This is a genomic window from Bacillus hominis (assembly GCF_030348325.1).
Lineage (GTDB): Bacteria > Bacillota > Bacilli > Bacillales > Bacillaceae_G > Bacillus_A > Bacillus_A hominis.
Genome location: NZ_JAUCFS010000005.1, coordinates 1,171,907 through 1,196,258, shown reverse-complemented (window position 1 = coordinate 1,196,258; position 24,352 = coordinate 1,171,907). Strand labels below are relative to the sequence as shown.

Annotated in this window: 27 protein-coding genes, 1 pseudogene and 2 other annotated features; of the genes and pseudogenes, 10 read left to right on the top strand and 18 right to left on the bottom strand. The window is 36.8% G+C overall.

The annotated features are described in order from the left end of the window. Positions 1-5 precede the first annotated feature (5 nt). Entirely contained in the window at positions 6-791 is a 786-nt protein-coding gene (locus QUF93_RS08450) for a zinc ribbon domain-containing protein (RefSeq protein WP_289358462.1), read from the bottom strand. A gap of 195 nt (positions 792-986) precedes the next feature. Here QUF93_RS08450 and QUF93_RS08445 point away from each other — a divergent pair, with 195 nt between their 5' ends. After that, complete coding sequence (locus tag QUF93_RS08445; protein WP_289358461.1) at positions 987-1,820, top strand: hypothetical protein; 834 nt, start codon at positions 987-989, stop codon at positions 1,818-1,820. 14 nt (positions 1,821-1,834) lie between these two features. On the opposite strand, the gene QUF93_RS08440 is transcribed toward QUF93_RS08445, so the two are convergent. The 10 genes from QUF93_RS08440 to trpE all read right to left on the bottom strand — a co-directional run bounded on the left by QUF93_RS08440 (position 1,835) and on the right by trpE (position 11,025). Beyond that, positions 1,835-2,518 (bottom strand): DUF2278 family protein, encoded by a 684-nt coding sequence (locus QUF93_RS08440; RefSeq protein WP_289358460.1) that lies wholly within the window; start codon positions 2,516-2,518, stop codon positions 1,835-1,837. A 90-nt stretch (positions 2,519-2,608) separates the two neighbouring features. Further along, positions 2,609-4,108, bottom strand: a complete 1,500-nt coding sequence (locus tag QUF93_RS08435) for an L-lactate permease (protein WP_289358459.1) — start codon at positions 4,106-4,108, stop codon at positions 2,609-2,611. A 114-nt stretch (positions 4,109-4,222) separates the two neighbouring features. Beyond that, positions 4,223-4,582 carry a DUF4029 domain-containing protein gene (locus tag QUF93_RS08430; protein WP_289358458.1) on the bottom strand — a complete coding sequence of 120 codons (360 nt, stop codon included), beginning with the start codon at positions 4,580-4,582 and terminating at the stop codon, positions 4,223-4,225. 74 nt (positions 4,583-4,656) lie between these two features. After that, entirely contained in the window at positions 4,657-5,433 is a 777-nt protein-coding gene (trpA, locus tag QUF93_RS08425) for a tryptophan synthase subunit alpha (protein ID WP_289358457.1), read from the bottom strand. Positions 5,434-5,436: 3 nt separating this feature from the next. Next, entirely contained in the window at positions 5,437-6,630 is a 1,194-nt protein-coding gene (gene trpB, locus QUF93_RS08420; protein WP_289358456.1) for a tryptophan synthase subunit beta, read from the bottom strand. After that, a complete protein-coding gene (locus QUF93_RS08415) occupies positions 6,627-7,241 on the bottom strand; it encodes a phosphoribosylanthranilate isomerase (RefSeq protein WP_289358455.1) in 615 nt (204 codons plus the stop codon). Before QUF93_RS08415 ends, trpB begins: the two co-directional genes overlap by 4 nt. Then, on the bottom strand, positions 7,238-7,999 hold the full coding sequence (trpC, locus tag QUF93_RS08410; RefSeq protein ID WP_002117122.1) for an indole-3-glycerol phosphate synthase TrpC: 762 nt from the start codon (positions 7,997-7,999) through the stop codon (positions 7,238-7,240). The genes QUF93_RS08415 and trpC overlap by 4 nt, the downstream gene beginning before the upstream one ends. Position 8,000: 1 nt before the next feature. Beyond that, entirely contained in the window at positions 8,001-9,026 is a 1,026-nt protein-coding gene (gene trpD / locus QUF93_RS08405) for an anthranilate phosphoribosyltransferase (RefSeq protein ID WP_289358454.1), read from the bottom strand. Continuing rightward, complete coding sequence (locus QUF93_RS08400) at positions 9,023-9,610, bottom strand: aminodeoxychorismate/anthranilate synthase component II (protein ID WP_289358453.1); 588 nt, start codon at positions 9,608-9,610, stop codon at positions 9,023-9,025. Before QUF93_RS08400 ends, trpD begins: the two co-directional genes overlap by 4 nt. Beyond that, positions 9,607-11,025, bottom strand: coding sequence for an anthranilate synthase component I (trpE, locus tag QUF93_RS08395; RefSeq protein ID WP_289358452.1), 1,419 nt, complete (start codon positions 11,023-11,025; stop codon positions 9,607-9,609). Before trpE ends, QUF93_RS08400 begins: the two co-directional genes overlap by 4 nt. A gap of 51 nt (positions 11,026-11,076) precedes the next feature. Further along, positions 11,077-11,321, bottom strand: a binding site (T-box leader). A gap of 63 nt (positions 11,322-11,384) precedes the next feature. Next, positions 11,385-11,622: a binding site (T-box leader), on the bottom strand. Positions 11,623-11,928: 306 nt separating this feature from the next. Between trpE and putP the strand changes: the two genes are divergently transcribed. Next, positions 11,929-13,407, top strand: coding sequence for a sodium/proline symporter PutP (gene putP / locus QUF93_RS08390; RefSeq protein WP_289358451.1), 1,479 nt, complete (start codon positions 11,929-11,931; stop codon positions 13,405-13,407). 169 nt (positions 13,408-13,576) lie between these two features. Continuing rightward, entirely contained in the window at positions 13,577-13,975 is a 399-nt protein-coding gene (locus QUF93_RS08385) for an Ig-like domain-containing protein (RefSeq protein ID WP_289358450.1), read from the top strand. A 23-nt stretch (positions 13,976-13,998) separates the two neighbouring features. Here QUF93_RS08385 and QUF93_RS08380 read toward each other — a convergent pair whose 3' ends face one another. Together QUF93_RS08380 and QUF93_RS08375 are read right to left on the bottom strand one after the other, a co-directional pair. Beyond that, positions 13,999-14,394, bottom strand: coding sequence for a PH domain-containing protein (locus tag QUF93_RS08380; RefSeq protein ID WP_289358449.1), 396 nt, complete (start codon positions 14,392-14,394; stop codon positions 13,999-14,001). Positions 14,395-14,524: 130 nt separating this feature from the next. Then, positions 14,525-15,436: a DMT family transporter gene (locus QUF93_RS08375; protein WP_289358448.1), complete on the bottom strand. Its 912-nt coding sequence runs from the start codon at positions 15,434-15,436 to the stop codon at positions 14,525-14,527. Between the two features lie 198 nt (positions 15,437-15,634). Here QUF93_RS08375 and QUF93_RS08370 point away from each other — a divergent pair, with 198 nt between their 5' ends. The 6 genes from QUF93_RS08370 (at position 15,635) to QUF93_RS08345 (ending at position 21,154) form a co-directional block, all read left to right on the top strand. Further along, a complete protein-coding gene (locus QUF93_RS08370) occupies positions 15,635-16,366 on the top strand; it encodes an alpha/beta hydrolase (RefSeq protein ID WP_289358447.1) in 732 nt (243 codons plus the stop codon). 90 nt (positions 16,367-16,456) lie between these two features. Beyond that, positions 16,457-16,975 carry a YjcG family protein gene (locus QUF93_RS08365; protein ID WP_289358446.1) on the top strand — a complete coding sequence of 173 codons (519 nt, stop codon included), beginning with the start codon at positions 16,457-16,459 and terminating at the stop codon, positions 16,973-16,975. 1 nt (position 16,976) lies between these two features. Next, positions 16,977-17,399 carry a GNAT family N-acetyltransferase gene (locus QUF93_RS08360; protein WP_289358445.1) on the top strand — a complete coding sequence of 141 codons (423 nt, stop codon included), beginning with the start codon at positions 16,977-16,979 and terminating at the stop codon, positions 17,397-17,399. 236 nt (positions 17,400-17,635) lie between these two features. Continuing rightward, positions 17,636-19,702: an ATP-dependent helicase gene (locus QUF93_RS08355; protein WP_289358444.1), complete on the top strand. Its 2,067-nt coding sequence runs from the start codon at positions 17,636-17,638 to the stop codon at positions 19,700-19,702. 295 nt (positions 19,703-19,997) lie between these two features. After that, positions 19,998-20,465, top strand: a complete 468-nt coding sequence (locus tag QUF93_RS08350; RefSeq protein ID WP_002117096.1) for a CotY/CotZ family spore coat protein — start codon at positions 19,998-20,000, stop codon at positions 20,463-20,465. Between the two features lie 164 nt (positions 20,466-20,629). Next, positions 20,630-21,154 carry a hypothetical protein gene (locus QUF93_RS08345; RefSeq protein WP_289358443.1) on the top strand — a complete coding sequence of 175 codons (525 nt, stop codon included), beginning with the start codon at positions 20,630-20,632 and terminating at the stop codon, positions 21,152-21,154. Between the two features lie 95 nt (positions 21,155-21,249). On the opposite strand, the gene QUF93_RS08340 is transcribed toward QUF93_RS08345, so the two are convergent. After that, positions 21,250-21,408 (bottom strand): cytochrome C oxidase subunit III, encoded by a 159-nt coding sequence (locus QUF93_RS08340; protein ID WP_289375965.1) that lies wholly within the window; start codon positions 21,406-21,408, stop codon positions 21,250-21,252. 98 nt (positions 21,409-21,506) lie between these two features. Further along, positions 21,507-21,866 (bottom strand): DUF1360 domain-containing protein, encoded by a 360-nt coding sequence (locus QUF93_RS08335; RefSeq protein ID WP_193645685.1) that lies wholly within the window; start codon positions 21,864-21,866, stop codon positions 21,507-21,509. 125 nt (positions 21,867-21,991) lie between these two features. Between QUF93_RS08335 and QUF93_RS08330 the strand changes: the two genes are divergently transcribed. Beyond that, complete coding sequence (locus QUF93_RS08330) at positions 21,992-22,444, top strand: CotY/CotZ family spore coat protein (protein WP_088057910.1); 453 nt, start codon at positions 21,992-21,994, stop codon at positions 22,442-22,444. A gap of 56 nt (positions 22,445-22,500) precedes the next feature. On the opposite strand, the gene QUF93_RS08325 is transcribed toward QUF93_RS08330, so the two are convergent. The 3 genes and pseudogenes from QUF93_RS08325 to QUF93_RS08315 form a co-directional block, all read right to left on the bottom strand. Next, positions 22,501-23,037: a CotO family spore coat protein gene (locus QUF93_RS08325; protein WP_289360965.1), complete on the bottom strand. Its 537-nt coding sequence runs from the start codon at positions 23,035-23,037 to the stop codon at positions 22,501-22,503. 148 nt (positions 23,038-23,185) lie between these two features. Then, positions 23,186-23,956 (bottom strand): enoyl-ACP reductase FabI, encoded by a 771-nt coding sequence (gene fabI / locus QUF93_RS08320; protein ID WP_000421885.1) that lies wholly within the window; start codon positions 23,954-23,956, stop codon positions 23,186-23,188. Between the two features lie 108 nt (positions 23,957-24,064). Then, positions 24,065-24,340, bottom strand: a pseudogene (locus QUF93_RS08315) (sugar nucleotide-binding protein); the annotation flags it as partial. Positions 24,341-24,352: the final 12 nt, after the last annotated feature.

The following is a 24,352-nucleotide window of genomic DNA, read 5'->3' as shown; positions in this document are numbered from 1 at the left end:
TTTCCTTAGAAGCCCGTAAATCCTCCAGTAATAGTTTGAATTATCGTATTAATGTAAGACCAAAGTACAATCCACGTTGCGATTCCGATTAAAACATTTGCGATAAGAAGAGTGTAAACAGGATCTAATCCACCGCTATCTAGTTTTAATATAGCTACGATGATACTAATTGACATATACGTTGTAGCCACCCCTAATAATATCGGTAGAAAGAAGATCAATAGGAAACTAAACAGAAAAGAAAGAACTAATATAGCAATAGCCGGAGTCGCTATCGTTCCCCATATACCGAATACTTCAAGAAACGAAAAAGAAGATTTCATCATCTTACCACTTACAAAAATAATAAATCCGACAAATAACGTTAAAATTAATAAAAAGAAAAAGACTTTTACAGATTCTCCAAAGAAAGTAGGAGTAGTTATATCTGGTACTAATGTTCTCGTAACAGCTGTTGCCGCGCTCATCATTCTATAAAAAATACATGCTCCTAAAAAACAAATAAGAACAAGACTTACAATTCCATTTCGCACTTCAATATTGCCATTTTTCATAATCGCTGTCGGTGCTTTTAAAGTATCTGTAAAAAACTGGAAATAACCACTCGCAAATCGTTTCGCTTGCTCTACCGTTTCATTCGAACGAGTTTCCTTTACTTGTGCTACGCGCGCTTGTTGCTCCCCTTCTTCCTGTGCACCACTTGCCACCACTTCTTCCGTTAACGAATGTCCACAATTCCCGCAAAACTTTGCTTCCGCTGCATTTTCTGTATTACATGCCGGACATTTCATTCTCTCATCCCTCCTTAAGCATATACCTGATAGGGTGTTACAAATTCAATATATGACTTTGTACATAAAACATGACTACAAGAAAAAGAATATGAAATCCTTCTTTTAAACGAAACTATGTATGCTAGTAATATAGAAAAATAATGTTATTATGAAACAAAGCAAATAACATTTTTAATAGATTGGATGAAGACAGTGGAATTTGTAAACTCGATTTTTCAAACACTCCTTATAAGTGTGATCCAATTATTTTCTTTAATTGGAATCATCATTGTAATTGGATTTATATTAGGTTATTTAGAATCTCTCACACGAATGTATTGGTCGAGAGCTTTCGGAAGGAAAGGCTTTCTTTTAACTGCATGGATCGGTGTTCCTATTCATGAACTTGGACATGCAATTATGTGTTTATTATTTCGTCATAAAATTGTAGCAACGCAGTTCTTCCCGACAGATACAAGTCAAGGAGCTTTAGGTTACATACAACATCAATACAATCAAAAAAGTATATACCAACGAATCGGGAATTTCTTTATCGGCATCGGCCCTATTATTTCTGGTATTACTGCCTTAATACTTTTAATGCGCTATTTCGTACCAGAGTCATATTTTTTATTTAATACGAATCTCGAAACAACGATTGCATCGACTTCTATTAACTTAGACATGATCCAAAACATGTTTTTATCAACATTCTTTTTATTAAAAAGCTTGTTTACAATGAGCAATTTATTGACCCCTTCTTTTTGGTTATTTTTATTTATTGCTATTTGTATTTCTGCTCATATCGCTTTAAGTAAACCAGACATTAAAGGATCAATAGACGGCGTCATCGTAATGTTTATCGTATTATTTTTATTCAATATAATAGCGGGACTGTTTCAGTACGACAGTAACCAACTAATCGGTAAAGTTATGAAATATAATATGTATCTCATCGCATTTTCTAGTGTGGCGTTGCTTTTCTCTTGTATTTCTACACTTGTGAGTTTTGGGTTTTATAAAATAAGAGGAGGGCGTTCGTTGTGAACGCCCTCTTCTTATTAGTTATTTTTCTTATAACTACAATTCTCAACCGGAACACGAGCATGCCCTTCTTCATCGGTACACCATGACTGTGATTGGAATGCAAGAAAGATACCGATCCATTCTTCTTCCTTTTCAAAGTGAATGAGTATTCCTCCGTCTTGCCATATGCCATCATCACCTTGCCATTTCTCTACATTTCCTTGATTCATATGAATATCGTGTATACCGTTTCCTGGTTTAAAATGAAAGTAAGAATCGGGTGTTTTTTCTTCTGGTCCCCATCTTTCACCAAACGCGTAAATAGTTGCTTTTTCTTCTATCGCTCGTTTTATATAACGTTCTATTTTTTCATTTAGATCATTATCAACTCCTGCTTTTTCAGCAGGTAAAGGAATCATTTGCTTCGAATCAAATAAATTACCTCTTACATAGTCTAAAGCTACTTTCGGCTCATTGTTTTTTACTTCTGTAAAACCGAACTGTAATGTCGGTAAAATATGAATCGCCTCTGACCGAATATTTTCACTCGCAAAATATAAAACTTCCGATGGATAACTTTGCGACTTTACGTTAATTGAAATACGATAATCTACTCCTGCTTCACCTTGTAAATGAACTTGATAATGTGGTGTTTTCCCCTTTCCAATCTTTGATTGTATAATTGTACCTTTTAATACACCATAGTTTTTTAAGGGCATACCTTTCATCTCCTATTCATTTAGTAGAAGCTTTTCATATTTAAAACATTATCCAATCATAAAAAAAATCCTCCTATGTTAGGAGGATTTTTAATTTCTCAACATATACCAAACAATAACCTCTACCACTACAAGCAAAACCGCGCCAAAGATCATTAACGTCGTCTTCTTTAATAGTTCATTTTCACGATACGGAATATTACATAAGTAAGCACCAAGTGTAATGCGTGATGGGCAAGCGATTGTCGCTACTGATGATGCGGTATTTTGCAGTGTTGTGACGTATTGCCACGGGAGTGCTACGTTTTGCGCTGTTTGCATTTGCAGTTTTATAAACATCGCATTTGATCCTGCGTTACTACCTGTTAAAAAGCCTCCGATACCACCGATGAACGGGGCAACGAAAACGAAAAAGGTACCAAATGTTTCACCAGCTGTTTTTGCGAGTAATGAATGCATACCCGATGCGCCCATTAGTTCTGAAATGGCGATGAACATTGTCGTTGTAATAGCGAAAGGAATCCATTGTTTTATCGTTTGCGAGATTGATTGTTTAATAATAGTAGATGGAATGCGGAAGAAAACGATTGTAAATAAACAAGTCATACCGAGCCAAAATCCTGGTGAATACAGCATTTCTAATCTATAAGAATATGATTTTAAATCGAGAACTGCATATGATCTGAGCAAATCATGTAATGCTGGAACGAGGCGAGAAAGTAAAATACAAACTGTTAAGAATATATAAGGGCTAATAATTTTTATAATGGATACTTCTCTCTCCGTTGCCGCAGCATGTTCTGTCATAAGGTTTTGCTCACTTTTTCCTTTTAGTTTAATGATAAGAAAGCCAAATGTAATCGTAACGATAGAACTTAGTATTCCTGCTAGTTCAACACTTACGTACGCATTAGAAAGATAGATTCCGAGAGAAAATAATAGAAAGAACCCTACTCCTTCCTTCCACTTTTCCATAACGGCCTGCCAACCACCAACGACGTGTAAAGAAAGAATGACGAAGTAAGCAAACATCGGGATGCTTAATAGCGCTGTATTTGTGCCAAGTGTCGTGAGCGGCATATTAATAAGTTGCGAACCGATAATTGTACCTGTTGCCATCGCGCCCCATGAACTAGCTAGTAATCCAATAAATGAGAGCAGTACAGCTTGAAATGGTTTATAGCCTAATGAAAGAAAAATAGGTGCTGCGACCATAAAACCAATTCCGAATCCACTCACTGATTCAATAAGTGGACAAATACCAAAACACATAAGAAGCATTTGCAATAATCGATCGCGCGTGACTTGTTCTAGAAATCTCGCTACTTGATCGATGTATCCCATTTTGTTCATGAGGTGAAATAAAAAAATACCGAAAAACAAAACGTATCCGACAATAAAACAAATTAACCAACCTTTAATCGTTGCGTGTACAGTTTCACTTATCCCTAACTGAAACGTTGGCGAGAGTAAAACGATTCCGACAGAAACGGCATAAGAAATTAGTGAAGACCTTAATGACGTTTGTTTAAATAAAAATAAACAAATGAAAATCATCATAATCGGGATAAGTGCCAACAATATGGCCATGCTATCATCTCATTTCGTAAAAAATGCAATTTTAACTATTATATAACAGTTACCATGATTTTCAATTATTTTTAAAACAGATTAAAAAAAGAGCCAAACAGCTCTTTTTTTGGATCACTCCCATTTTCTTTTATTCTGAAAAACGCTCTGCTGTCCGACTATTTTGTCTAACACAACAAACACAATATAAGCACATATTACTTGCAGTACAATATTCCCAAATTTCATTAGTGAAAATGAATAAATCCCCCGAAATAACTCGTTTAATAATACAATCGAAACAATACTAAATAGTTCTATACTAATTGAAAATATACATACTTCTAAAATAGATTGCTCTTGTATTCGATTTAATTGGGAAAAGATGAATACATATCCTAAAAATAAAGCCATCAACTCTATTTTCGTCATGCTAATGAGCCAAGCGTATAATGGTACAGTTAAAAGAAGATATAATAGTTTACGTCTTAGCATGCTTTCTCACCCTCTAAGTTATAAGTATTTTCTGTATATTTTAACATTTATCACACAAAAGAAACAGAAGAGACTTACGCCTCTTCTGTTTCTTTTACTGCATGTATTAACTCACATATTTCCTCTAGTTTTTCATTTTCTAAAAGCTCAATAACTTTACTCCCCACAACAACGCCGTCGCATATCGTAATCATTTCTTCTATTTGCTCTCGTGTTGAAATGCCAAATCCTGCGACTACTGGCAAGTGTACATGTGATTTTACTTTTTCTAAGTAACTACGAATCTCATCTTTAAAGTTTTGACGTACTCCCGTTACGCCCGCTACTGTAACGGCGTAAACGAATCCTTGTGATTCACTCGTAATTTTCTTAATTCGCTCAATTGGGCTCGTTACAGTTACAAGTGGAATTAAAGCTATATTTGCCGCGCGGAGAAGCGATGCAATAATGTCTTGTTCTTCATACGGCAAGTCTGGAACGATAATGCCATCCACTCCTGCTTCAAGACAACTCTCAATGAAACGTTCCTTTCCGAATGCAAGTACTGGATTTAAATATGTCATAAGCACAAACGGAATTTGCACTTCTTGCCTCACTTCTATTAATGCTTGAAAAATGCCTTTTAATGTTACGCCGCTATCTAGCGCTCGTTTTCCTGCTCTTTGAATCGTTGGGCCGTCCGCGACTGGATCTGAAAATGGGATACCAATTTCAACGATGCTTGCTCCTGCTCCATCTAGGAAACGAATTCTTTCTTTGAATTTCTCAAGTCCACCATCTCCGCCCATTACGTACGGAATAAATGCTTTTTTACCATTTTCAAACGCTGCTGTAATTTTTTCTACTCCCATTTTTTACACCTCTTCCATATAACGTTTTATACTCTCTACATCTTTATCGCCACGGCCAGATAAACAAATGACAAGTCCTTCGTCTTGCTTCATTTGCGGTGCTAGTTTTAAAGCATACGCAACAGCATGTGAGCTTTCTAATGCCGGGATAATTCCTTCTTTTTTCGTTAATAATTGAAACGCTTCTAACGCTTCCTCATCTGTAATTGAATGATAAGAAACGCGGCCGATATCTTTGAGTAAACTATGTTCTGGCCCAACGCCTGGATAATCCAATCCCGCCGAAATAGAATGCGCTTCTTGAATTTGTCCTTCTTCATTTTGCAGAAGATACATCATTGATCCGTGTAAAACACCGACGCTTCCTTTCGTTAAAGTTGCTGCGTGCTTTTCTGTATGAACACCTTTTCCAGCTGCTTCTACGCCGTAAAGAGCAACTTCTTCATCGTGTACGAACGGATAAAACATTCCCATCGCATTACTACCACCACCAATACAAGCAACGACTGCTTCTGGTAATTTCCCTTCTAACGCTTCGTATTGTTTCTTCGTTTCTTTCCCAATTACACTTTGGAAATCACGGACAATTTGCGGGAATGGATGCGGTCCAAGAACTGATCCCATAATGTAGTGCGTATCGTGCACATGTGAAACCCAGTAACGAAGCGCCTCGTTTACCGCATCTTTTAACGTGCCGCTACCTGCCGCTACGCTTTCTACTTTCGCTCCAAGTAATTCCATTCGGAACACATTTAATTTTTGACGTCTCACATCTTCTTCTCCCATAAAGATGACGCATTCTAATCCGAGAAGGGCGCATACTGTTGCTGTTGCAACTCCGTGTTGTCCTGCTCCTGTTTCAGCAACAACTTTTTTCTTACCCATACGTACTGCAAGAAGTGCCTGACCAATCGTATTGTTAATTTTATGAGCTCCTGTATGGTTCAAATCTTCACGTTTTAAATAAATCTTTGCCCCGCCGCAATACTTCGTCATATTTTCCGCAAAATAAAGCGGTGTTTCTCTTCCAACGTATGTTTTTAAATAATGATTTAATTCCTTTTGAAACGCTTCATCTTGCATCGCTTCTTTATATGCCTCTTCTAGTTCTAATACAGATTGCATTAACGTTTCTGGAACGTAGCGTCCTCCGTATATACCGTAGTGACCTTTTTCATCTGGATATGCGTAGTTCATTTGGAACACTCCTTCGCTTTTTGTATAAATTGTTTTATTTTCTCTACATCTTTCTTTCCTTCTGTCTCTACTCCGCTGCTCACATCGACCATATAAGGCTGAACGGTTCGAATTGCTTCTTCTATATTAAGGATGTTTAATCCACCAGCTAATATCGTTTTCTTTCGCAACTTTTTTGGCATATGTGCGAGTAGTTCCCATGAGAAAGTCTTTCCATTTCCTCCGTGGAACTTTTCTTTCGGGCTATCAAACAATATATAATCCGCTTCATATGTTTGAGCGTTTTTCATATCATCCTCTAAAGTTACTCCTAGTGATTTTATAGACGGAATATTCAATCTTCTAATTTGATGATTCTCTTCAGCACCATGTAGTTGCACATGCGTTAATCCGCATTCCTCTGCAATTTTCTGGATCACTTCTACTAATTCATTTACGAAAACACCGACCTTTAACACGTGTTCTGGAATTTCCTGAATAATTTCTTTCGCTTGCCCTGAAGTGATTTTCCGTTTGCTTTCTGCAAAAACAAATCCGATTGCATCTGCACCGTATTCACACGCACTTTTTGCTGTTTCCACATCAGTGATACCGCAAATTTTCACTTTCATATATTCACCTTACAATCTTCAAAAAAGCTACTGATAGAAGATGATGTCATAAGCGCTTCTCCAACTAATACACCTTTTGCCCCAGCTCGTTTGACGCGAATAATATCTTCTTTTGAATGAATACCACTTTCACTAATCCAAAGTAGGTTTTCCTCATTCAGTCGTTTTCCAAGCTTTTCAGTTTGACCTAAATCTACTTCAAATGTTTTTAAATTGCGGTTGTTAATACCGATAACGTGTGGATTTAATCGGGTCGCAATTTCTAATTCTTGTTCATCATGAACTTCAACAATTGCTTCTAATCCCATTTCTAGTACGTAGCTATAGAGCTCTGTTAATTTCTCTTTCGTTAACGCTGCTACGATTAGTAAAATAATATCTGCTCCTGCTTCATATGCTCTATCGATTTGAATTTTATCAATTACAAAGTCTTTACATAAAAGCGGTATGTTACTTTCTACTCTTGCGGTTTGTAAGTCATGAAATGATCCTTTAAAAAATTGACTATCTGTTAAAACAGATACCGCTCCAGCGCCGCATTCTTCATATGTTTTCACTTGTTTTCTTACATCAACATGTAAATTGATATCGCCTTTTGATGGAGACGCTCGCTTTACCTCTGCGATTACTGTAAATTGCTTTAGCGCTTCTACAAGTGAGTATGTGTTTCTTTTTTCTTTCACTGGTGTATATGTTTCATATAACTCCGCAACTTCTACTTTCTTTTGCTCTACAATTTTATCTAAAATCGTCCCCACTTTAATTCACCCTTTCTAATTTTTCATTGCTTGCTTCAATTAATAAGTTTAATTTTTCTAATGCTTTTCCGGAGTCAATGCTATGCGTTGCTAGTTTAATTCCTTCTTCAATCGTCTCTGCTTTTCCGTTTGCAAAAAGAGCAAGACCTGCATTTAATAAAACGGTATCGCGGTATACACTCTTTTCTCCGCTTAATACTCCGAGTGTAATCTTTGCGTTTTCTTTTGAATTCCCGCCTCTAATTTCTTCGTTTTTCACTCTTGAGAAACCGTACTTCTCAGGTGCAATACTCATTTCTACTATTTCGTTATCTTTTAAAACGACGACATGATTTTCTCCTTGCAATGACGCTTCATCTAAAAAGCCACTTCCATTTACGACAAGCGCTTGTTTCCGGCCTAGCTTTTGTAATACTTGTGCAACTGGTAATAACATATCTCGTTTATAAATACCAACAAATTGCGTTTCTAAATTGATCGGATTCGTTAAAGGTCCAATTAAGTTAAAGATTGTTGGAACGTTCAATTCTTTTCTTATTTTCATAATGCGTCGTAATGCTGGGTGCATCGCTGGTGCGAATAAGAAGGCAATGCCTACATTTTCTAATAAGTAATCAATCTCACTCGGCGTACAACTAATGTTTACACCGAGCTCTTCTAATAAATCAGCACTTCCTGTTTTACTAGAAACAGCACGGTTTCCATGTTTCGCAACCTTTACGCCTGCTCCTGCCAGTACGAATGCAGATGTTGTACTAATATTGAACGTTTGAGCACCGTCACCACCTGTTCCGCAATTATCCATCGCTCCTTTTATATGATTAGAGAATGGCAATGCTTTTTCACGAAGTGCACGGACAAGACCGTATATTTCTTCTGCTGTTTCACCTTTCGCTTTCAGCAATACTAAGAAAGCTGCAACTTCACTTTCCAATATGTTGTCACTCAATAAAAGAAGTCCCGCTTTATACATCTCCTCTTCCGTTAAATGTTGTCCCTCTACTAATTTGCGAAGATAACTGTTCATACTCTCTCCTCCTCTTTCACTTCTGCTAAAAAGGCACGTATTAACTTTCCGCCTTCTTCTGTTGCGATTGATTCTGGGTGAAACTGTAATCCGAAGAGCGGATAATAGTTATGACAAACCGCCATTATTTCTCTGTCATCCATCGCTGTCGCGAGTATGTCGAAGCATTTTGGCAAACTATTTTGCGCTGCGACGAGTGAATGATAACGCATTGCTGTTAGCGGTTGCGTAACGTATGAAAAGATTGACGTGCCGTTATGTTTCACTCGCGATGTTTTTCCGTGTTTAATGCGCTCTGCTCTAACAATTTTTCCTCCAAATGCGGATATGATTGCTTGATGGCCAAGGCAAATACCTAAGATGGGAACGTTCTTATAAAAGTGACGAATTACTTCTATACAAATTCCAGCATCTTCTGGTTTCCCAGGTCCTGGTGAGAGAATAATCGCTTTTGGCTTCATCTCCTCTAATTGTTCAATTGTTATTTGATCATTTCTTACGACGACGATGTCTTCTTCATACTCGCCTAATAGTTGATACAAGTTATATGTGAATGAATCATAATTATCGATGAGTACAATCATTTCATAACCTCCAAAAGCGCTCTCGCTTTATTTAATGTTTCTTCATATTCAGCTACAGGGTCTGAATCGTAGACGATACCCGCTCCTGCCTGAACGTACGCTTTCTCGTCTTTCACAACCATCGTTCGAATCGCTAGCGCCATATCAAGATTCCCTGAAAAGCTGATGTATCCAACTGCTCCAGCATATACATTTCTTTTCTCATGCTCTAACGTATTAATAATTTCCATCGCCCTAATTTTCGGAGCTCCTGATACCGTGCCAGCTGGTAAACAATACGCTAATGCATCAAACCCACTTGTTTGTTTTCGCAATGTTCCGTAAACTTCAGATACAATGTGCATAACGTGAGAGTATTTCTCTACTTTCATATATTTATCTATCGTAACTGAGCCAATTTCACTTACTCTGCCAATATCATTTCGTCCTAGGTCCACAAGCATCATATGCTCTGCCCGCTCTTTCTCATTTCCTAACAGTTCTTTTTCGATTTCCTCATCTTCCTGTTTTGTTTTCCCTCTCGGCCTCGTACCGGCAATTGGATTTGTCATCACCTTATCATCTCTTACTGATAGTAAACTTTCCGGCGAAGAACCGAGTACAACATAATCTTGAAAATCGATATAAAACATATATGGCGATGGGTTTGCAATGCGAAGTTTTCGGTATAATGCAAATGGATCGCCTTTACACTCACTTTTCAAACGTTGAGATAATACGACTTGGAATATGTCCCCGGCTCGTATATGTTCTTTCGCCGTTTCTACCATTTCGCAAAACTCTTTTTCCGTTATGGAAGAAGTGAATGATAATATTGATTGTATTTCATTTACTTCCGCTTCTTCTCCCTTTAGCACTTCCTCTTTGTATACTTGCAATCTTTCGTATACTTCTTCATAATCTGCTGAATCTTCTTCCTTGCATACATATACAAACGATAGTTTTTGGCGTAAATGATCATAAACGATAAACTCGCGATATAGTAACAGGTGTACTTCCGGAATATTTAATGGATCATGTAAGTCTGCTCCAATATTTTCATATTGCCGAATGACATCATAGCCAATATAGCCAATTGCTCCTCCGCAAAACGGGAATGGACTGTCTACTTGCGCTGGTGCGATTACATCTTCTAATACTTGCAGTACGTTGCCTTGCAACTTTTCTGTTTGCCCATACATCGTTTGTTCAACTTCCATACCAACGCTTTTCACTTCTCCATAAGGATTACAACCTAAGTAAGAATAGCGCCCTTTATCTTGATGAAGTTGTGAGCTCTCTAGTAAAAACTTTTTGTTCCCCTTCATACGTCTATATAAAGAAATTGGCGTAATGCTATCTCCTTCTTCTTCAGCGATCATTAAAAATGTTTTCCCTTGTCTTTTTTGCTTCATAAATTCTTCTTTCGTCATCATGCCTTTCACCTCACTCTGAAAAATAAAAAAGTCCCCTACATATCGAAATATGTAGAGGACGATAAATTTACCGTGGTACCACCTCAGGTTGGATGCAAAAGCATCCCGCTTTATTCAGGTACAAAATATATACCTTATCCTTGTAACGGCGGAACCCGGGTTGCCTACTGAAAACAATTGTTCAGCATACCTCTCGTAAGCCCATTCCGTATATGGCACCGCACCGGGCTCTCACCTATCCCCAGCTCTCTGAAACGTCTCCAATATACGTACTCTTCTTACTTAAACGATTTAACATATTTAATTTTTATAGGGCGTTCAACAATTTTTTATACACAAAAAGGGAGTACTCATCCTATAAAAAGGACGGGTACTCCCGTGGTGCCACCTTAATTCGTTACGAATGTAACGCACTTTGCCGTATCAAAAATAATACGTGTCTCTTGTATCGATGAGATCATGTCGCCAAAGCCTACTTCTTTCGTTTCGGTTTGGAAGCTCCGAAGCCCATTCCACATCAATTCCATACTGATTCGCACCAACCATCAGCTCTCTGACATGTTCATCATGTGTACTCTTCTTCATCAACGCTTGCATTTTTTTAAGTTGCACTCATTATATTCCTCTCGTTTCTAATAAGTCAATACTTTTTCTAAAAAAAATATTTTTTCTTCATTCAATATTATATTGACAAAACAACCTACTTTTATGTAAATATAATAAATACTCTATTAAAATCAAGTTTTTTTGTCAGAAGATTATATATTATAAAAGTAAATCGTTGTCAAAAAACGCTTACATTTCAGAAAATTCGTATTTTAGCATGGATTTTTCTGAATAATCATGATAGATTATAAATATGCAAAATCCATCAAAAGACATGACAAAAGGAAGGGGAACTACATGAGTACGCAGATGTTAATTTTAACTTCTATCTCTATTTACATGCTCGGGATGCTAATTATCGGCTATTTCGCCTATAAGCAAACATCCAACTTAACAGATTATATGCTTGGCGGGCGTACACTAGGCCCCGCAGTAACAGCATTAAGTGCTGGAGCAGCTGACATGAGCGGTTGGCTTTTAATGGGCTTACCCGGTGCAATGTTTAGCGTTGGATTAAGTAGTAGCTGGATTGCGATTGGCCTAACACTAGGCGCATACGCAAACTGGATCTATGTCGCTCCTCGCTTACGTACCTACTCAGAAATTGCAAACAACTCTATTACTATTCCAGAATTTTTGGAACATCGTTTCCACGACAAATCTCATATGCTACGCCTCGTATCTGGACTTGTTATTATGATTTTCTTCACATTTTATGTAGCTTCAGGATTTGTTTCTGGCGCTGTATTATTCGAGAATTCATTTGGACTCAATTACCATGTCGGTCTTCTTATCGTAGGAAGTGTCGTTGTAGCTTACACATTATTTGGTGGTTTCTTAGCTGTAAGTTGGACAGACTTCGTGCAAGGAATCATTATGGTAGTCGCTCTTATTCTTGTTCCAGTCGTAACAATTATGCATGTAAATGGACTTGGTCCAGCATTTGAAACAATTAAATCTATCGATCCAGCATTATTAGATATTTTTAAAGGCACTTCTGTATTAGGAATTATTTCATTATTCGCATGGGGCCTTGGTTATGTTGGACAACCTCATATTATCGTACGCTTTATGGCAATTTCTTCTGTAAAAGAAATTAAAAGCGCACGCCGTATTGGTATGAGCTGGATGATTTTCTCTGTTGCCGGAGCTATGTTTACTGGTCTTATCGGTATCGCATACTATTCAAATGCAGGGTTAAAACTTTCTGATCCAGAAACGATTTTCGTTGAACTTGGCAGTATTTTATTCCATCCACTTATTACTGGATTTTTATTAGCAGCTATTTTAGCAGCTATTATGAGTACAATTTCTTCTCAACTTCTTGTTACTTCAAGTGCAGTAACAGAAGACTTATATAGAACATTCTTTAAGCGCGATGCTTCTGATAAAGAACTTGTATTTGTCGGTCGTATGGCTGTTCTTGGTATTGCTTTAATTGGATGTGCATTAGCGCTTAAACAAAATGATACGATTTTAGCTCTTGTTGGATACGCTTGGGCTGGGTTTGGTTCTTCATTCGGACCTGCTATTTTATTAAGCTTATATTGGAAACGTATGACGAAATGGGGCGCGCTTGCTGGTATGATTTCTGGTGCCGCTACTGTTATTATATGGACTCAGTTTGAATTTTTAACAAAATTCTTATATGAAATGATTCCTGGTTTCACAATTAGTTTACTAGCAATCGTAATTGTTAGTTTACTAACGCAACCTTCAAAAGAAGTTGAAGAGCAATTTGAGAATTTCGAAAAACAACATCGTCATAATCTATAAAGAAGAAGCTCTGCTGTTATCGTAACAGCAGAGCTTTCTTTTTACCGCATTTCGACAATATTCTTCTCGAATTTAACAATTTCTTTATGTTTCGTTAAATTTACTATAACATTCTTCCTTTATATTATTTATATCGATATCGACACCTATACAGAAAGGGGACTCCAAAATGTTAGCATCTTTACAACAAAAACATATAAGAAAATTTTCACCTATCACAAACACTTCTACTTCTCGTTTAAACATACAACCTAATCCACCCAAAATTTCTATTGCTCCTTCTGTTATTTCAGTTATCGGGGTTCATATTGGAAAAAATAAGTTAAAAATAAAAACTGGGCAAAGTACTGAGTTATCAGCTTCCGTTTTGCCAATGCAAGCGACGAACCAAGAGCTTATTTGGACAAATATGAATTCTGATGTCATCACAATACATCCAAAAGGTGATACGGTAACGATTACTGGAAAAAGTGCAGGAAGAGCAGTCGTAATTGTCACAACTGCTGAAGGAAAATTCCGTGATTTATGTGTCATTCACGTACAACTTTATATGACAAATCCAAAGTAAAAGAGTGGCTTCATAGCCACCCTTTACTTTATTTCAATTTGCGGATTTTTACCTTTCACAAGATTAATGAATTGTTCTTTATTTTTAGGAGAAATAATCTCCGTTTCATATGTCCCGTAAACAATTTCAAGTCGATCAAATGATAGTGCATAAGCTGCTATTGGATTTTTCGTGTTCGAAATTCGTTTTATATCTCGTATAAATATGCGTTTTTTAACGAGACCTGATTTAATAGTAATTATTTCTTCCCCGACAGTATACTTTGTTGAAAACCAACTCCAAATAAATAATATCGCTAACGGAATTGTGAAAAATAAAAGAAAATATTCTCTCCCTGCAAATATTGGAGCAAAACAAGCACCTAAAACAATAAAAAAGATTGGATATAACCATGCATCTTTTTTTGATGGAAATTCCATTACACTCCCCCTTATAATTTAATTCAATGAATCCTCCCCTTTCTCTTTTCCTTTGGTATAAAACAAAAAAGAGAAGTCACTAACTACTTCTCTTTTCAACTCTTATATCATTTTATTTCCTAGCAACTCGTCATAATTCCTGTGTATATACCGGCTCGTTCACCACATTTTTTGATGTTCGTTTTTGTTGCTGTAGTAAGAAAACAGATACACCAAACAATACGAGCATGCTACCGATAATTTGCATTGCGTTTAATTTTTCCCCAAGTAAGAAGAACGCTAGTATAGATGCCCCAACTGGTTCTCCTAAAATACTCATTGAAATTGTTGTTGCATTTACGTAGTTTAATAACCAATTATTAATGACATGTGACACTGTAGGCACAATCGCAAGTAAAAGAAAAACGGTCCAGTCCCACTTCGTATAACCTGTAAAAGGTACTTGCAGCACTATATTATAAATCCCCATAAAAATACCTGCAAATGCAAAAACTGTAAAGCTATAAATCCAGTGCGATACTTTCTTTACTGTTGTTTGCCCGATAAATAAATAACCGACAACTGCTATCACACTTAAAAAGGATAATATGTCTCCATAAATTGCTTGTTCACTTAGCCCTAAATCTCCCCACCCAATACACATTACGCCTAGTATCGCAATTCCCATTGTCGCAATGGCCGAGTATGTTGTTCTTTCTTTAAATAAGAAAAAACCTCCAACTAAAGATACGATTGGTTGAAGTGCTAAAATAATCGTCGAACTAGCAACTGTCGTATGCTTTAAAGATTCAAACCATAAAAGAAAATGAAGCGCTAAAAAGAAACCAGATCCAATTAAAAATCCCCAATCTTTTATTTGAATCTTACTAAACTCTTCCCGTTTTTTCCAAACGATAGGCAGCATAATAAGTACGATAATCCATAATCGATACATACTTAATATTGAAGATGGTGCTGAGGACATCTTTACAAAAACAGCTGCGAATGAAATGGCTATAATGGAAATTGCTAATGGTAGTGCGATTGATTTTTCTTGTTTCAAATCCTGTCTCCCCTCTCACCTGTAAAAATCCCACTTCATTATATCCGTTTTCTTTCATAACTTAAATACTAATTTTTTAGATTCTTCGTACCATTATGGTAAAATAGAAATTAAGGCACCTATTAGTGAATATTTCTTTCTTTTTCACTACAAACGTTGCTCTTACAATCATAGTAAATTTTATTTAGGGGGATATACATGAATCAAACAATAGGGAGAATTGAAGAAATTTCATTTTTTAGTACAGCACTTCAAGAAGAACTTACACTTCTTGTTTATTTACCAGTAAATTACACACCTCTCCATAAGCATACGGTTGTTATCGCACAAGATGGTAGAGATTATTTTCAGCTTGGTAAAGCGCACCGTGTAATTGAGCGTCTTCGTGAAACTGAAGAAATCGACCGCACAATTATTGTCGGTATTCCATATAAAAATGTACACGATCGTAAGGAAAAATATTTCCCAAGCGATGTAAAGAATGCTGCTTACATTCGTTTCCTTGCTCATGAGCTTGCTCCATATATTGATGAAAATTATCCAACGTATCAAATGGGTAAAGGGCGCGTTTTAATTGGAGATTCTCTTGGCGGTACAGTTTCCTTCATGACCGCACTTATGTATCCGCATACATTCGGCAAGGTCGTTATGCAATCACCATTTGTTGATGAAACAGTCATGAACTTAGCAAAAGATTTCAAAAATCCTGGGGCGTTAGAAATTTATCACGTAATTGGGACAGAAGAAACAGCTGTCAAGCGTACAGACGGACAAGTATCTGATTTCGTAGAACCAAATCGCGAGTTAAATAAACTACTTACAGATAGAAATTTCATCACGCATTATGAAGAGTTTGAAGGGAATCACACATGGAAACATTGGCAAGCAGATTTACCGAAAGCATTTTCTCATATTCTATCAATGAAATAATAGAGAGCTATATTCAGAATAATTTGATATAATAGATAAAGAGATTTATTCTCAAAATCTAACTAGACTTGCAAAGGGAGGAATTGGAACATGAAATTAGGAATTGTAATTTTCCCATCAAAAATGATTCAAGATAAAGCGAACGGATTGCGTAAACGTTATGATCCGCATTACGCATTAGTTCCGCCACATATTACATTGAAAACACCCTTTGAGACGCAAGATGAACAATTAGAATCGATTGTGAGTGAGTTACATACAATCGCAAACAAAACGAACCCTTTCACCCTTCATGTTGGAAAAGTTGGTTCATTCGCACCTGTTAATAATGTTCTTTATTTTAAAGTAGAAAAAACACCTGAACTTACTTTCTTAAATGAAGAAATGCATAATGGATTCTTTACACAAGAACGCGAGTACTCTTTTGTACCTCATTTAACAATCGGTCAAAGCCTATCAGATGCAGAGCACGCTGATGTATTAGGTCGATTACGTATGAAAGATTTCTATTATGAGCAACCAATCGATCGTTTCCATCTTCTATATCAATTAGAAAACGGAACATGGACTGTACATGAAACATTCCACCTTGGAAAGGGGAACAACTAATTTGCACGCACAAATCGTACAAACAGACGAGCAGCTAAGTGATGCATTCTCTGTACGTAAACAGGTTTTTGTAGAAGAACAACGTGTTTCTTCTGAAGAAGAGTATGATGAATTTGAAGAGACTTCGGCGCACGTTGTTGTATATGACAATGATATTCCAGTCGGTGCAGGTCGCTTTCGCATTGTTGATGGAGTTGGGAAAATGGAACGCATTTGCGTACTAGCCTCCCATCGCAAAAAAGGTATTGGCAAAATCATTATGGATGCACTTGAAGCGCATGCAAAAGAAGAGTCTCTATCGAAATTGAAACTCCATGCTCAAACACATGCTGAAGTTTTCTATAAAAAGCTAGGATACGTGATGGCTTCTGATGTGTTTATGGAAGCAAATATCCCGCACGTCGTAATGATAAAAGAATTATAAAGTGAAACTTTAATCAGCGGGGGTTTTGTTCATCCCCCACTGATTATTGGCCCTCACCAATCGGGCGTTTACGGGCAGTAAAACTCCAACCTGAATTTTTAAGGTGGGAGTTTTACTGCCCACAAATAGCGGGGTAATTTTGTAGCAGGAGGTAACCCCTCCTGTTTTTTACATTGCTATTTTCTTTTTCTTCCGCTAAAGTTAAATGTTGATGCTATAGTTTTGAAGGTGAATATATGACACAAGAAAAATTTTCACAAAAATCGTTAACACACGCTGGCATTCCGCAAGCGACGTATCATATTCCGAAAACGTCTACCCATTTAATTATGGAAGAAGATGCAGATGCGGCGTATTTTCGTGCTCTTGAACAGCAAAACGTTTTTCTAAACGAAAAACAATTAGAAGCCGTGCGAACGACAGAAGGTCCTGTTCTTACATTGGCTGGTGCCGGAAGCGGGAAAACATCTGTTTTAACAACTCGCGTTGGTTATTTAGTAAATGTAAAACAAGTTCATCCGCGAAATATTTTGTTGCTGACGTTTACACAAAAAGCGGCTGAAGAAATTCGAACTCGTGTAGCGAATTTACCTGGTATGAATCATGCCGCAAGTAGCTATGTCGTTGCTGGTACATTCCACTCTGTTTTTTTAAAATTGCTTCGTAGTCAAGGATATAATCAGCAAATTTTAGCCAATGAAAAACATAAACAAATTATGATAAAGAAAATTTTGAAAGAATTACGCTTAAAAGACGCTTATGATGCTGAAACGATACTCGCTATGATTTCACTTGAGAAAAACAAATTGAATCGTCCGAAAGATGTAAAAGCGAAAACACCGGTTGAACAAGAGTTCAAAGAAGTATACGAACGTTTCGAAGAAGTAAAACAACGATACAATTATATCGATTTTGACGATATCTTATTAGAAATGTATTATATGCTAGAAAATAATGCTCCCCTGCTTACTCAATTACAAGAACGTTTTCATTACATTGAAGTAGATGAGTTTCAAGATACGTCGTATGCACAATATGAAATCGTAAAATTGTTAGCCACGCCAAGAAATAATTTATTTATCGCAGGTGATGACGATCAAGCGATTTACGGCTGGCGAGGAGCAAGTCACCAAATTATTTTATCTTTTCCAAAGGAATTTGATAACACAACGATTATCGCACTTAATACGAATTATCGATCTAATCCATTTATCGTCGGACTTGGAAATGAAGTTATTAAGCTCAATCAAGAACGTTTTGATAAAGAGCTATATTCTGTTCGTAACGATGGCATGCAGCCGTTTTATGCACGACCTGCGACAACTCTTGATGAAGCAAATCAAATTTTGCAACTCATTCAGGAAAAAGTAGATAGTGGTGAACGAAATTATAAAGATTTTTGTTTATTATATCGTACACATTCTGTAAGCCGTTCTTTACTTGATCAGCTTACAATTCATAAAATTCCGTTTATTAAACATGGAGCGAGCCAATCGTTCTACGAACATTCTTTAATTAGGCCCGTATTAGATCACTTACGACTCGTGCTTGAACCGTTCCGACTCGAATCACTTTCAAATATATTACCAACAATGTATATTGGCCGTGATGAGTGCATTTCATTTATTGAACGTGAACAATGGAAATATGGTGAGGGCCGGTTCCCTTCTCTTCTTCATTTCCTATTACTAAATCCAAGCTTGAAACCTTTTCAAGTTAAAAAAGTAAATGAGCGAATCGATTTTATTAAATTTATAAAAGAACTTGAACCGAAAAAAGCATTGAAAGAAATTATTCATGGTAAGGGAAAGTATTTAGAGTACTTACAAAGTAACGATCGTTCTTCCTTTACGATGCATAAGGACATACAAGAAGAAATGCTAGAAGAATTAATGGAATCCGCGACTCGATTTACGGATATTTCCGCTTACTTACAATTTATTAATGAAGCAATTCAAGGGCAAAAAGAAATGGAAGCATTAAAAACAATGCCGCAAAAAGATGCTGTATCGCTTATGTCGATCCATAACGCAAAAGGCCTTGAATTTCCATGTGTCTTCTTACTCGGTGCGAGCGATGGTATACTGCCGCATACATCTTCTTTAAAAGACGCAAATGACCGTGTCACGGAGACTTCTGAAGCTTTAGAAGAAGAACGACGATTACTCTATGTCGCAATTACACGCGCTAAAGAAGAACTTTATATTTCCTCCCCGCAATTTTTCAGAGGAAAGAAACTAGATATATCTCGTTTTTTATATACTGCGCGAAAAGATTTACCTGAAAAGACACCCATTAAATAAGGGTGTCTTTTTCCATATCCCGTTATGTACATCCCCTCTATATAAAGTGAAACTATAATCAGTGGGGGTTTTGTTCATCCCCCACTGATTATTAGCCTTCACCAATCGGGCGTTTACGGGCAGCAGGGCTCCCACCTAACTTCTTTGCTCCTGCCAAATTTTGAGGCGGGAGTCTTACTGCCAGTTAATGCGAGATAAATTCCCTGTTTCTATCCTGAGAATTAACGTAATATCAACCATATCCCGTTCATATTGTAATAGTGTATGTCAGAACTCACGATAAGGAGTGAACATAATGAGCTGCAATTGTAACGAAGATCATCATCACCATGATTTTGATTTCAACTGTGTATCTAATGTCGTTCGTTTTATACATGAACTACAAGAGTGTGCAACCACAACATGCGGATCTGGTTGCGAAGTTCCATTTTTAGGAGCACATAACAGCGCATCAGTAGCGAATACGCGACCTTTTATTTTATACACAAAAGCTGGAACACCTTTCGAAGCATTTGCACCATCAGGAAGTCTTAAGCACTGTACGTCTCCGATTTTCCGCGTGGAGAGCATAGATGATGACGGATGCGCTGTACTACGCGTCCTAACCGTAACAATTGGTGGAGATCCTCTCGCACATGGCGATGATCCTATTTGCACATTTTTAAATGCTCAAAATGCGACTTTACGAGGAACAAACACTTGCCTTACTGTTGATTTAAGCTGTTTCTGCGCTATTCAATGCTTACGTGATGTTACGATTTAAAACTGAATACTGATTTAAGCATGGATTGGGTGGCAGGTATTTCTGTCACCCAATCCATGCTTAAAAGGTACCAACGCATTTTTTATAAACTTAGGAACTTGTCTAGAGTAAAGAACGTATCCCTTTTATTGACTAAAAGTAGAAGAAATAAAGGAGTGAAAAACATGCTCTCTTCTGATAAATATAAATATAAATATAAATATAAATTTAATAAAATTGATTGCAACGCAAAAGCCGTTAGTACATTGCCAGCTTTCGGCTTTGCATTCAACGCTCTCGCCCCTCAATTCGCTTCATTATTCACACCACTATTATTACCTAGTACAAGTTCAAACCCAGATCTCAATATTCCAGTAATAAATGATACAGTAAGTGTAGGAAATGGCATTAAAATACAAAGAACTGGTATTTATCAAATCAGCTATACATTATCAATAAATTTTAATGATCTTACTGTTATACCAGCAGCGGCTCGTTTTTTCTTATCATTAAATACACCCCAGAATGTTATTCCTGGATCTGGTACAGCAGTAGGCTCTAACGTTATTGGTGCTGGTCAAGTAGAAGTTTCTAGTGGTAGTGTTCTCATTAACTTAAACCCTGGTAATTTCATTCAAATCGTACCGGTTGAATTAGAAGGTAGTGTAGATATTCGCGCTGCTGCATTAACAATCGTACAAATTATTTAACCAAACGCGGTATTTCTTAATTGGAGTACCACGTTTAATTATTAAATGAAAAACACCCACAGTAACATGAGTGCTTCATTCTCCATATTGTTTTATTATATTTTTTTCTTTCCGCAATTACATCCCTTTTTCTTCACAAAGCCTTGTTGCTGTAATTGTTCTTGGTATGCCTGTTGTTGTTCTTGTTGCTGTAGATAGTACCACTGCTGAAGATCATATGAATTTGGCCTTGGATTATTGCTCACAGCAAACATCTCCTCTACTATCAATTCTGTCTATTTACTATATGAACAACTCCTTATGTCCGTTCCCTCATTCTTTTAAACTCCGCTTTTTCTAACATGAAAATTTATTATTCTTCCATAAAGTGTCCTGTAATTGTTTCAATAATTGCTGCTGCTCCTGCAATAGCTAATAATGCTAGTAGCGGCTCCGCGGCGATTGGAATCCAATTATATAAGACTAATAAAAAGGCACTGACCCATACACCTGTACACCAATAACAACTTAATAATTCTCCAATCCACTTCCTAAGACCTTTCCCTTTCACCTTCGTATAAGTTGATACGCTTCCGTCAGGTTCCGTAATCTCTAACTCTTCAATAAACGGTCTTCGCAAAAAGGCTGTAATTTTATCATAAACGATAAGGCGTGTTAATCGAAAAGCAGCTAGTGCGAAAATAAAAAATAAAAGCCAACTTGTAAATAACATACTTTCACCTTCCCTTACTTTCTTTAGCCTATTTAAAAAAAAAGGTCTTGAGATTGTGACCAAATCTCCCCCACTCAAATATCTTATTAATGTAAATACAAACAAGAAGATAAGGAGTGACATTAATGAGTTGTAACGAAAATAAACACCATAGCTCTTCTCACTGCGTAGCTGACGTTGTAAAATTCATCAATGAATTACAAGATTGTTCTACTACAACGTGTGGATCTGGTTGTGAAATCCCGTTTTTAGGAGCACACAACACTGCATCAATAGCGAATACACGTCCTTTTATTTTATACACAAAAACTGGAAAGCCTTTTGAAGCATTTGCACCATCAGAAAGTACTAAGCACTGTACGTCTCCGTTTTTCCGCGTGGAGAGCGTAGATGAGAGCTGCGCTGTATTACGTGTATTAGCTGTAACAATTAAAGGAGATCCTTTAAAGATGGGTGATGATCCAATTTGCACATTTATAAATGATCCACAAGCGACTTTAAAATCAACATCTACTTGCCTTACTGTTGATTTAGACTGTTTCTGCGCTATTCAGTGCTTACGCGATGTTTCTATCTAATAAGTAAATTAAAAAACTATTGGGGTGGTAGAATTCCTCTACCACCTTTACATATTTTATAAACCTGCAATATCAATTGATTTTATTTCTTCTATAGATAACCTAACATCTCTCATACTATTTGGCGTCATAATTGATACAACCCCATTACGGTACGATACAATTGATCCGATATATGAGACCGTCGCCGTTTTTATTCTGCATCTCACTTTCGGAATGTAATGAGGGCGATTTACTAAAAACTGAAGTTTTTCTTCATTGTTCATATCCTTAAATGATTTATTGTGCGGGACCGTTCTCACCTGCTCTTGCTCTTCTTGCTCTTCTTGTTCTTCTTCCACTTCTTCCACTTCTTCCTCCACTTGCTGCTCCTCTTTCTCAAGCTTTTCTTTTTCTACTGTCTCTTCCACCTCACTACTTACACTATTTTCATTTCTATCACTTTTCTCTTTTCTATCCTCATTTTCAAAGTTTGTAAGGATAATTCTTTTTATTTTCGGTGCAGCAAGTTCTAAATTTACTTGCGCAATATATAACAACGGTTTTCCAACTGTTGAGCTTTTATTCTTCACACTCGTCCCTCCTACTTCCATACATAGCTGGATAAATCGTGTACTATTATAGTTATATTCATAACGATGCAAGAACTTTCGTTAAAAATCGTTCTTTCCGAGAACAATTAAAAAGGACAGCCTCAATATTTAGAGACTGCCCTTTACCAAACTATAATAAGTATTATATTTATCCTAGAATATGATATCCTGAATCAACATGAATATTCTCACCTGTTACTCCGCGTGCTAAATCACTGAATAAGAATACTGCTGTATCCCCAACTTCTTCTGGAGTTGTTGTACGACGAAGTGGTGCGCGCTCCTCGATTTCTCTTAAGATTGAGTTGAAATCGCCTACACCTTTCGCAGATAACGTACGAATTGGTCCTGCAGAAATAGCGTTAACGCGAATACCGTGTTGACCTAAATCATTTGCTAAATATTTCACGCTAGCTTCTAATGAAGCTTTCGCAACACCCATAACGTTATAGTTTTTCACAACGCGCTCGCCGCCAAGGTATGTTAAAGTTAAAATATTTCCGCCTTCTGTCATCACTTTCTTCGCTTCTCTTGCTACAGCTGTTAAAGAGAATGCACTAATATTTTGTGCAAGTAAAAATCCATCGCGAGAAGTATCTACAAATTCGCCTTTTAAATCGTCACGATTTGCAAAAGCAATACAGTGTGCAACACCGTGAATTGTACCAACTTCTTGCTTGATCGTTTCAAAGCAAGCTGTAAGTTCTTCATCATTCGTTACATCACAAGGTAATACAAGTGATTCTTGCCCTTCTAATGTGTCCGCTAATTCACGAACGTTTCTTTCTAAACGTTCTCCTGCATATGTGAATATTAATTTTGCACCTGCATTATGCAAAGAGCGAGCAATTCCCCACGCAATACTTCTTTGGTTCGCAACGCCCATAACAACAAATGTTTTCCCTTGTAATAGTTCCATGATATATCCTCCCAGAAATGCTTATACTTGTTATTAGTACCTGATACTATAATTATAGTATCATAAAACCGCTTAAAGGCAAACAAAAAAGTCATTAACGTAAATTTGTTAATGACTTTTTGTTTCTATAAAAAACCGCTCTAATCCTTCTTCCCAAGAAGACATTTGTGAAAAACCATTTAATCGTAGCATGTTATGTTGAAAGATAGAATATTTCGGTCTCGCTACCGCCGATCCAAATTCTTCGGTTGAAACAGGTAATACATTCACTTTCATATTTGCATACGAAAATATTTTTTGAGCAAATTCAAACCAAGAACATGAGCCTCTATTTGATACGTGATACGTACCGTATAAAGAAGTATGAATGAGCTTATTAATAATCCCTTTCATTAT

What these genes read in the sequence shown, in the direction of transcription:
- QUF93_RS08450 (WP_289358462.1), bottom strand. Translation starts at nt 791, where the DNA reads ATGAAATGTCCGGCATGTAATACAGAAAATGCAGCGGAAGCAAAGTTT.
- QUF93_RS08440 (WP_289358460.1), bottom strand. Translation starts at nt 2,518, where the DNA reads ATGCCCTTAAAAAACTATGGTGTATTAAAAGGTACAATTATACAATCA.
- QUF93_RS08435 (WP_289358459.1), bottom strand. Translation starts at nt 4,108, where the DNA reads ATGGCCATATTGTTGGCACTTATCCCGATTATGATGATTTTCATTTGT.
- QUF93_RS08430 (WP_289358458.1), bottom strand. Translation starts at nt 4,582, where the DNA reads ATGCTAAGACGTAAACTATTATATCTTCTTTTAACTGTACCATTATAC.
- trpA (WP_289358457.1), bottom strand. Translation starts at nt 5,433, where the DNA reads ATGGGAGTAGAAAAAATTACAGCAGCGTTTGAAAATGGTAAAAAAGCA.
- trpB (WP_289358456.1), bottom strand. Translation starts at nt 6,630, where the DNA reads ATGAACTACGCATATCCAGATGAAAAAGGTCACTACGGTATATACGGA.
- QUF93_RS08415 (WP_289358455.1), bottom strand. Translation starts at nt 7,241, where the DNA reads ATGAAAGTGAAAATTTGCGGTATCACTGATGTGGAAACAGCAAAAAGT.
- trpD (WP_289358454.1), bottom strand. Translation starts at nt 9,026, where the DNA reads ATGAACAGTTATCTTCGCAAATTAGTAGAGGGACAACATTTAACGGAA.
- QUF93_RS08400 (WP_289358453.1), bottom strand. Translation starts at nt 9,610, where the DNA reads ATGATTGTACTCATCGATAATTATGATTCATTCACATATAACTTGTAT.
- trpE (WP_289358452.1), bottom strand. Translation starts at nt 11,025, where the DNA reads ATGATGACGAAAGAAGAATTTATGAAGCAAAAAAGACAAGGGAAAACA.
- putP (WP_289358451.1), top strand. Translation starts at nt 11,929, where the DNA reads ATGAGTACGCAGATGTTAATTTTAACTTCTATCTCTATTTACATGCTC.
- QUF93_RS08385 (WP_289358450.1), top strand. Translation starts at nt 13,577, where the DNA reads ATGTTAGCATCTTTACAACAAAAACATATAAGAAAATTTTCACCTATC.
- QUF93_RS08380 (WP_289358449.1), bottom strand. Translation starts at nt 14,394, where the DNA reads ATGGAATTTCCATCAAAAAAAGATGCATGGTTATATCCAATCTTTTTT.
- QUF93_RS08370 (WP_289358447.1), top strand. Translation starts at nt 15,635, where the DNA reads ATGAATCAAACAATAGGGAGAATTGAAGAAATTTCATTTTTTAGTACA.
- QUF93_RS08365 (WP_289358446.1), top strand. Translation starts at nt 16,457, where the DNA reads ATGAAATTAGGAATTGTAATTTTCCCATCAAAAATGATTCAAGATAAA.
- QUF93_RS08355 (WP_289358444.1), top strand. Translation starts at nt 17,636, where the DNA reads ATGACACAAGAAAAATTTTCACAAAAATCGTTAACACACGCTGGCATT.
- QUF93_RS08350 (WP_002117096.1), top strand. Translation starts at nt 19,998, where the DNA reads ATGAGCTGCAATTGTAACGAAGATCATCATCACCATGATTTTGATTTC.
- QUF93_RS08345 (WP_289358443.1), top strand. Translation starts at nt 20,630, where the DNA reads ATGCTCTCTTCTGATAAATATAAATATAAATATAAATATAAATTTAAT.
- QUF93_RS08340 (WP_289375965.1), bottom strand. Translation starts at nt 21,408, where the DNA reads ATGTTTGCTGTGAGCAATAATCCAAGGCCAAATTCATATGATCTTCAG.
- QUF93_RS08335 (WP_193645685.1), bottom strand. Translation starts at nt 21,866, where the DNA reads ATGTTATTTACAAGTTGGCTTTTATTTTTTATTTTCGCACTAGCTGCT.
- QUF93_RS08330 (WP_088057910.1), top strand. Translation starts at nt 21,992, where the DNA reads ATGAGTTGTAACGAAAATAAACACCATAGCTCTTCTCACTGCGTAGCT.
- QUF93_RS08325 (WP_289360965.1), bottom strand. Translation starts at nt 23,037, where the DNA reads ATGGAAGTAGGAGGGACGAGTGTGAAGAATAAAAGCTCAACAGTTGGA.
- fabI (WP_000421885.1), bottom strand. Translation starts at nt 23,956, where the DNA reads ATGGAACTATTACAAGGGAAAACATTTGTTGTTATGGGCGTTGCGAAC.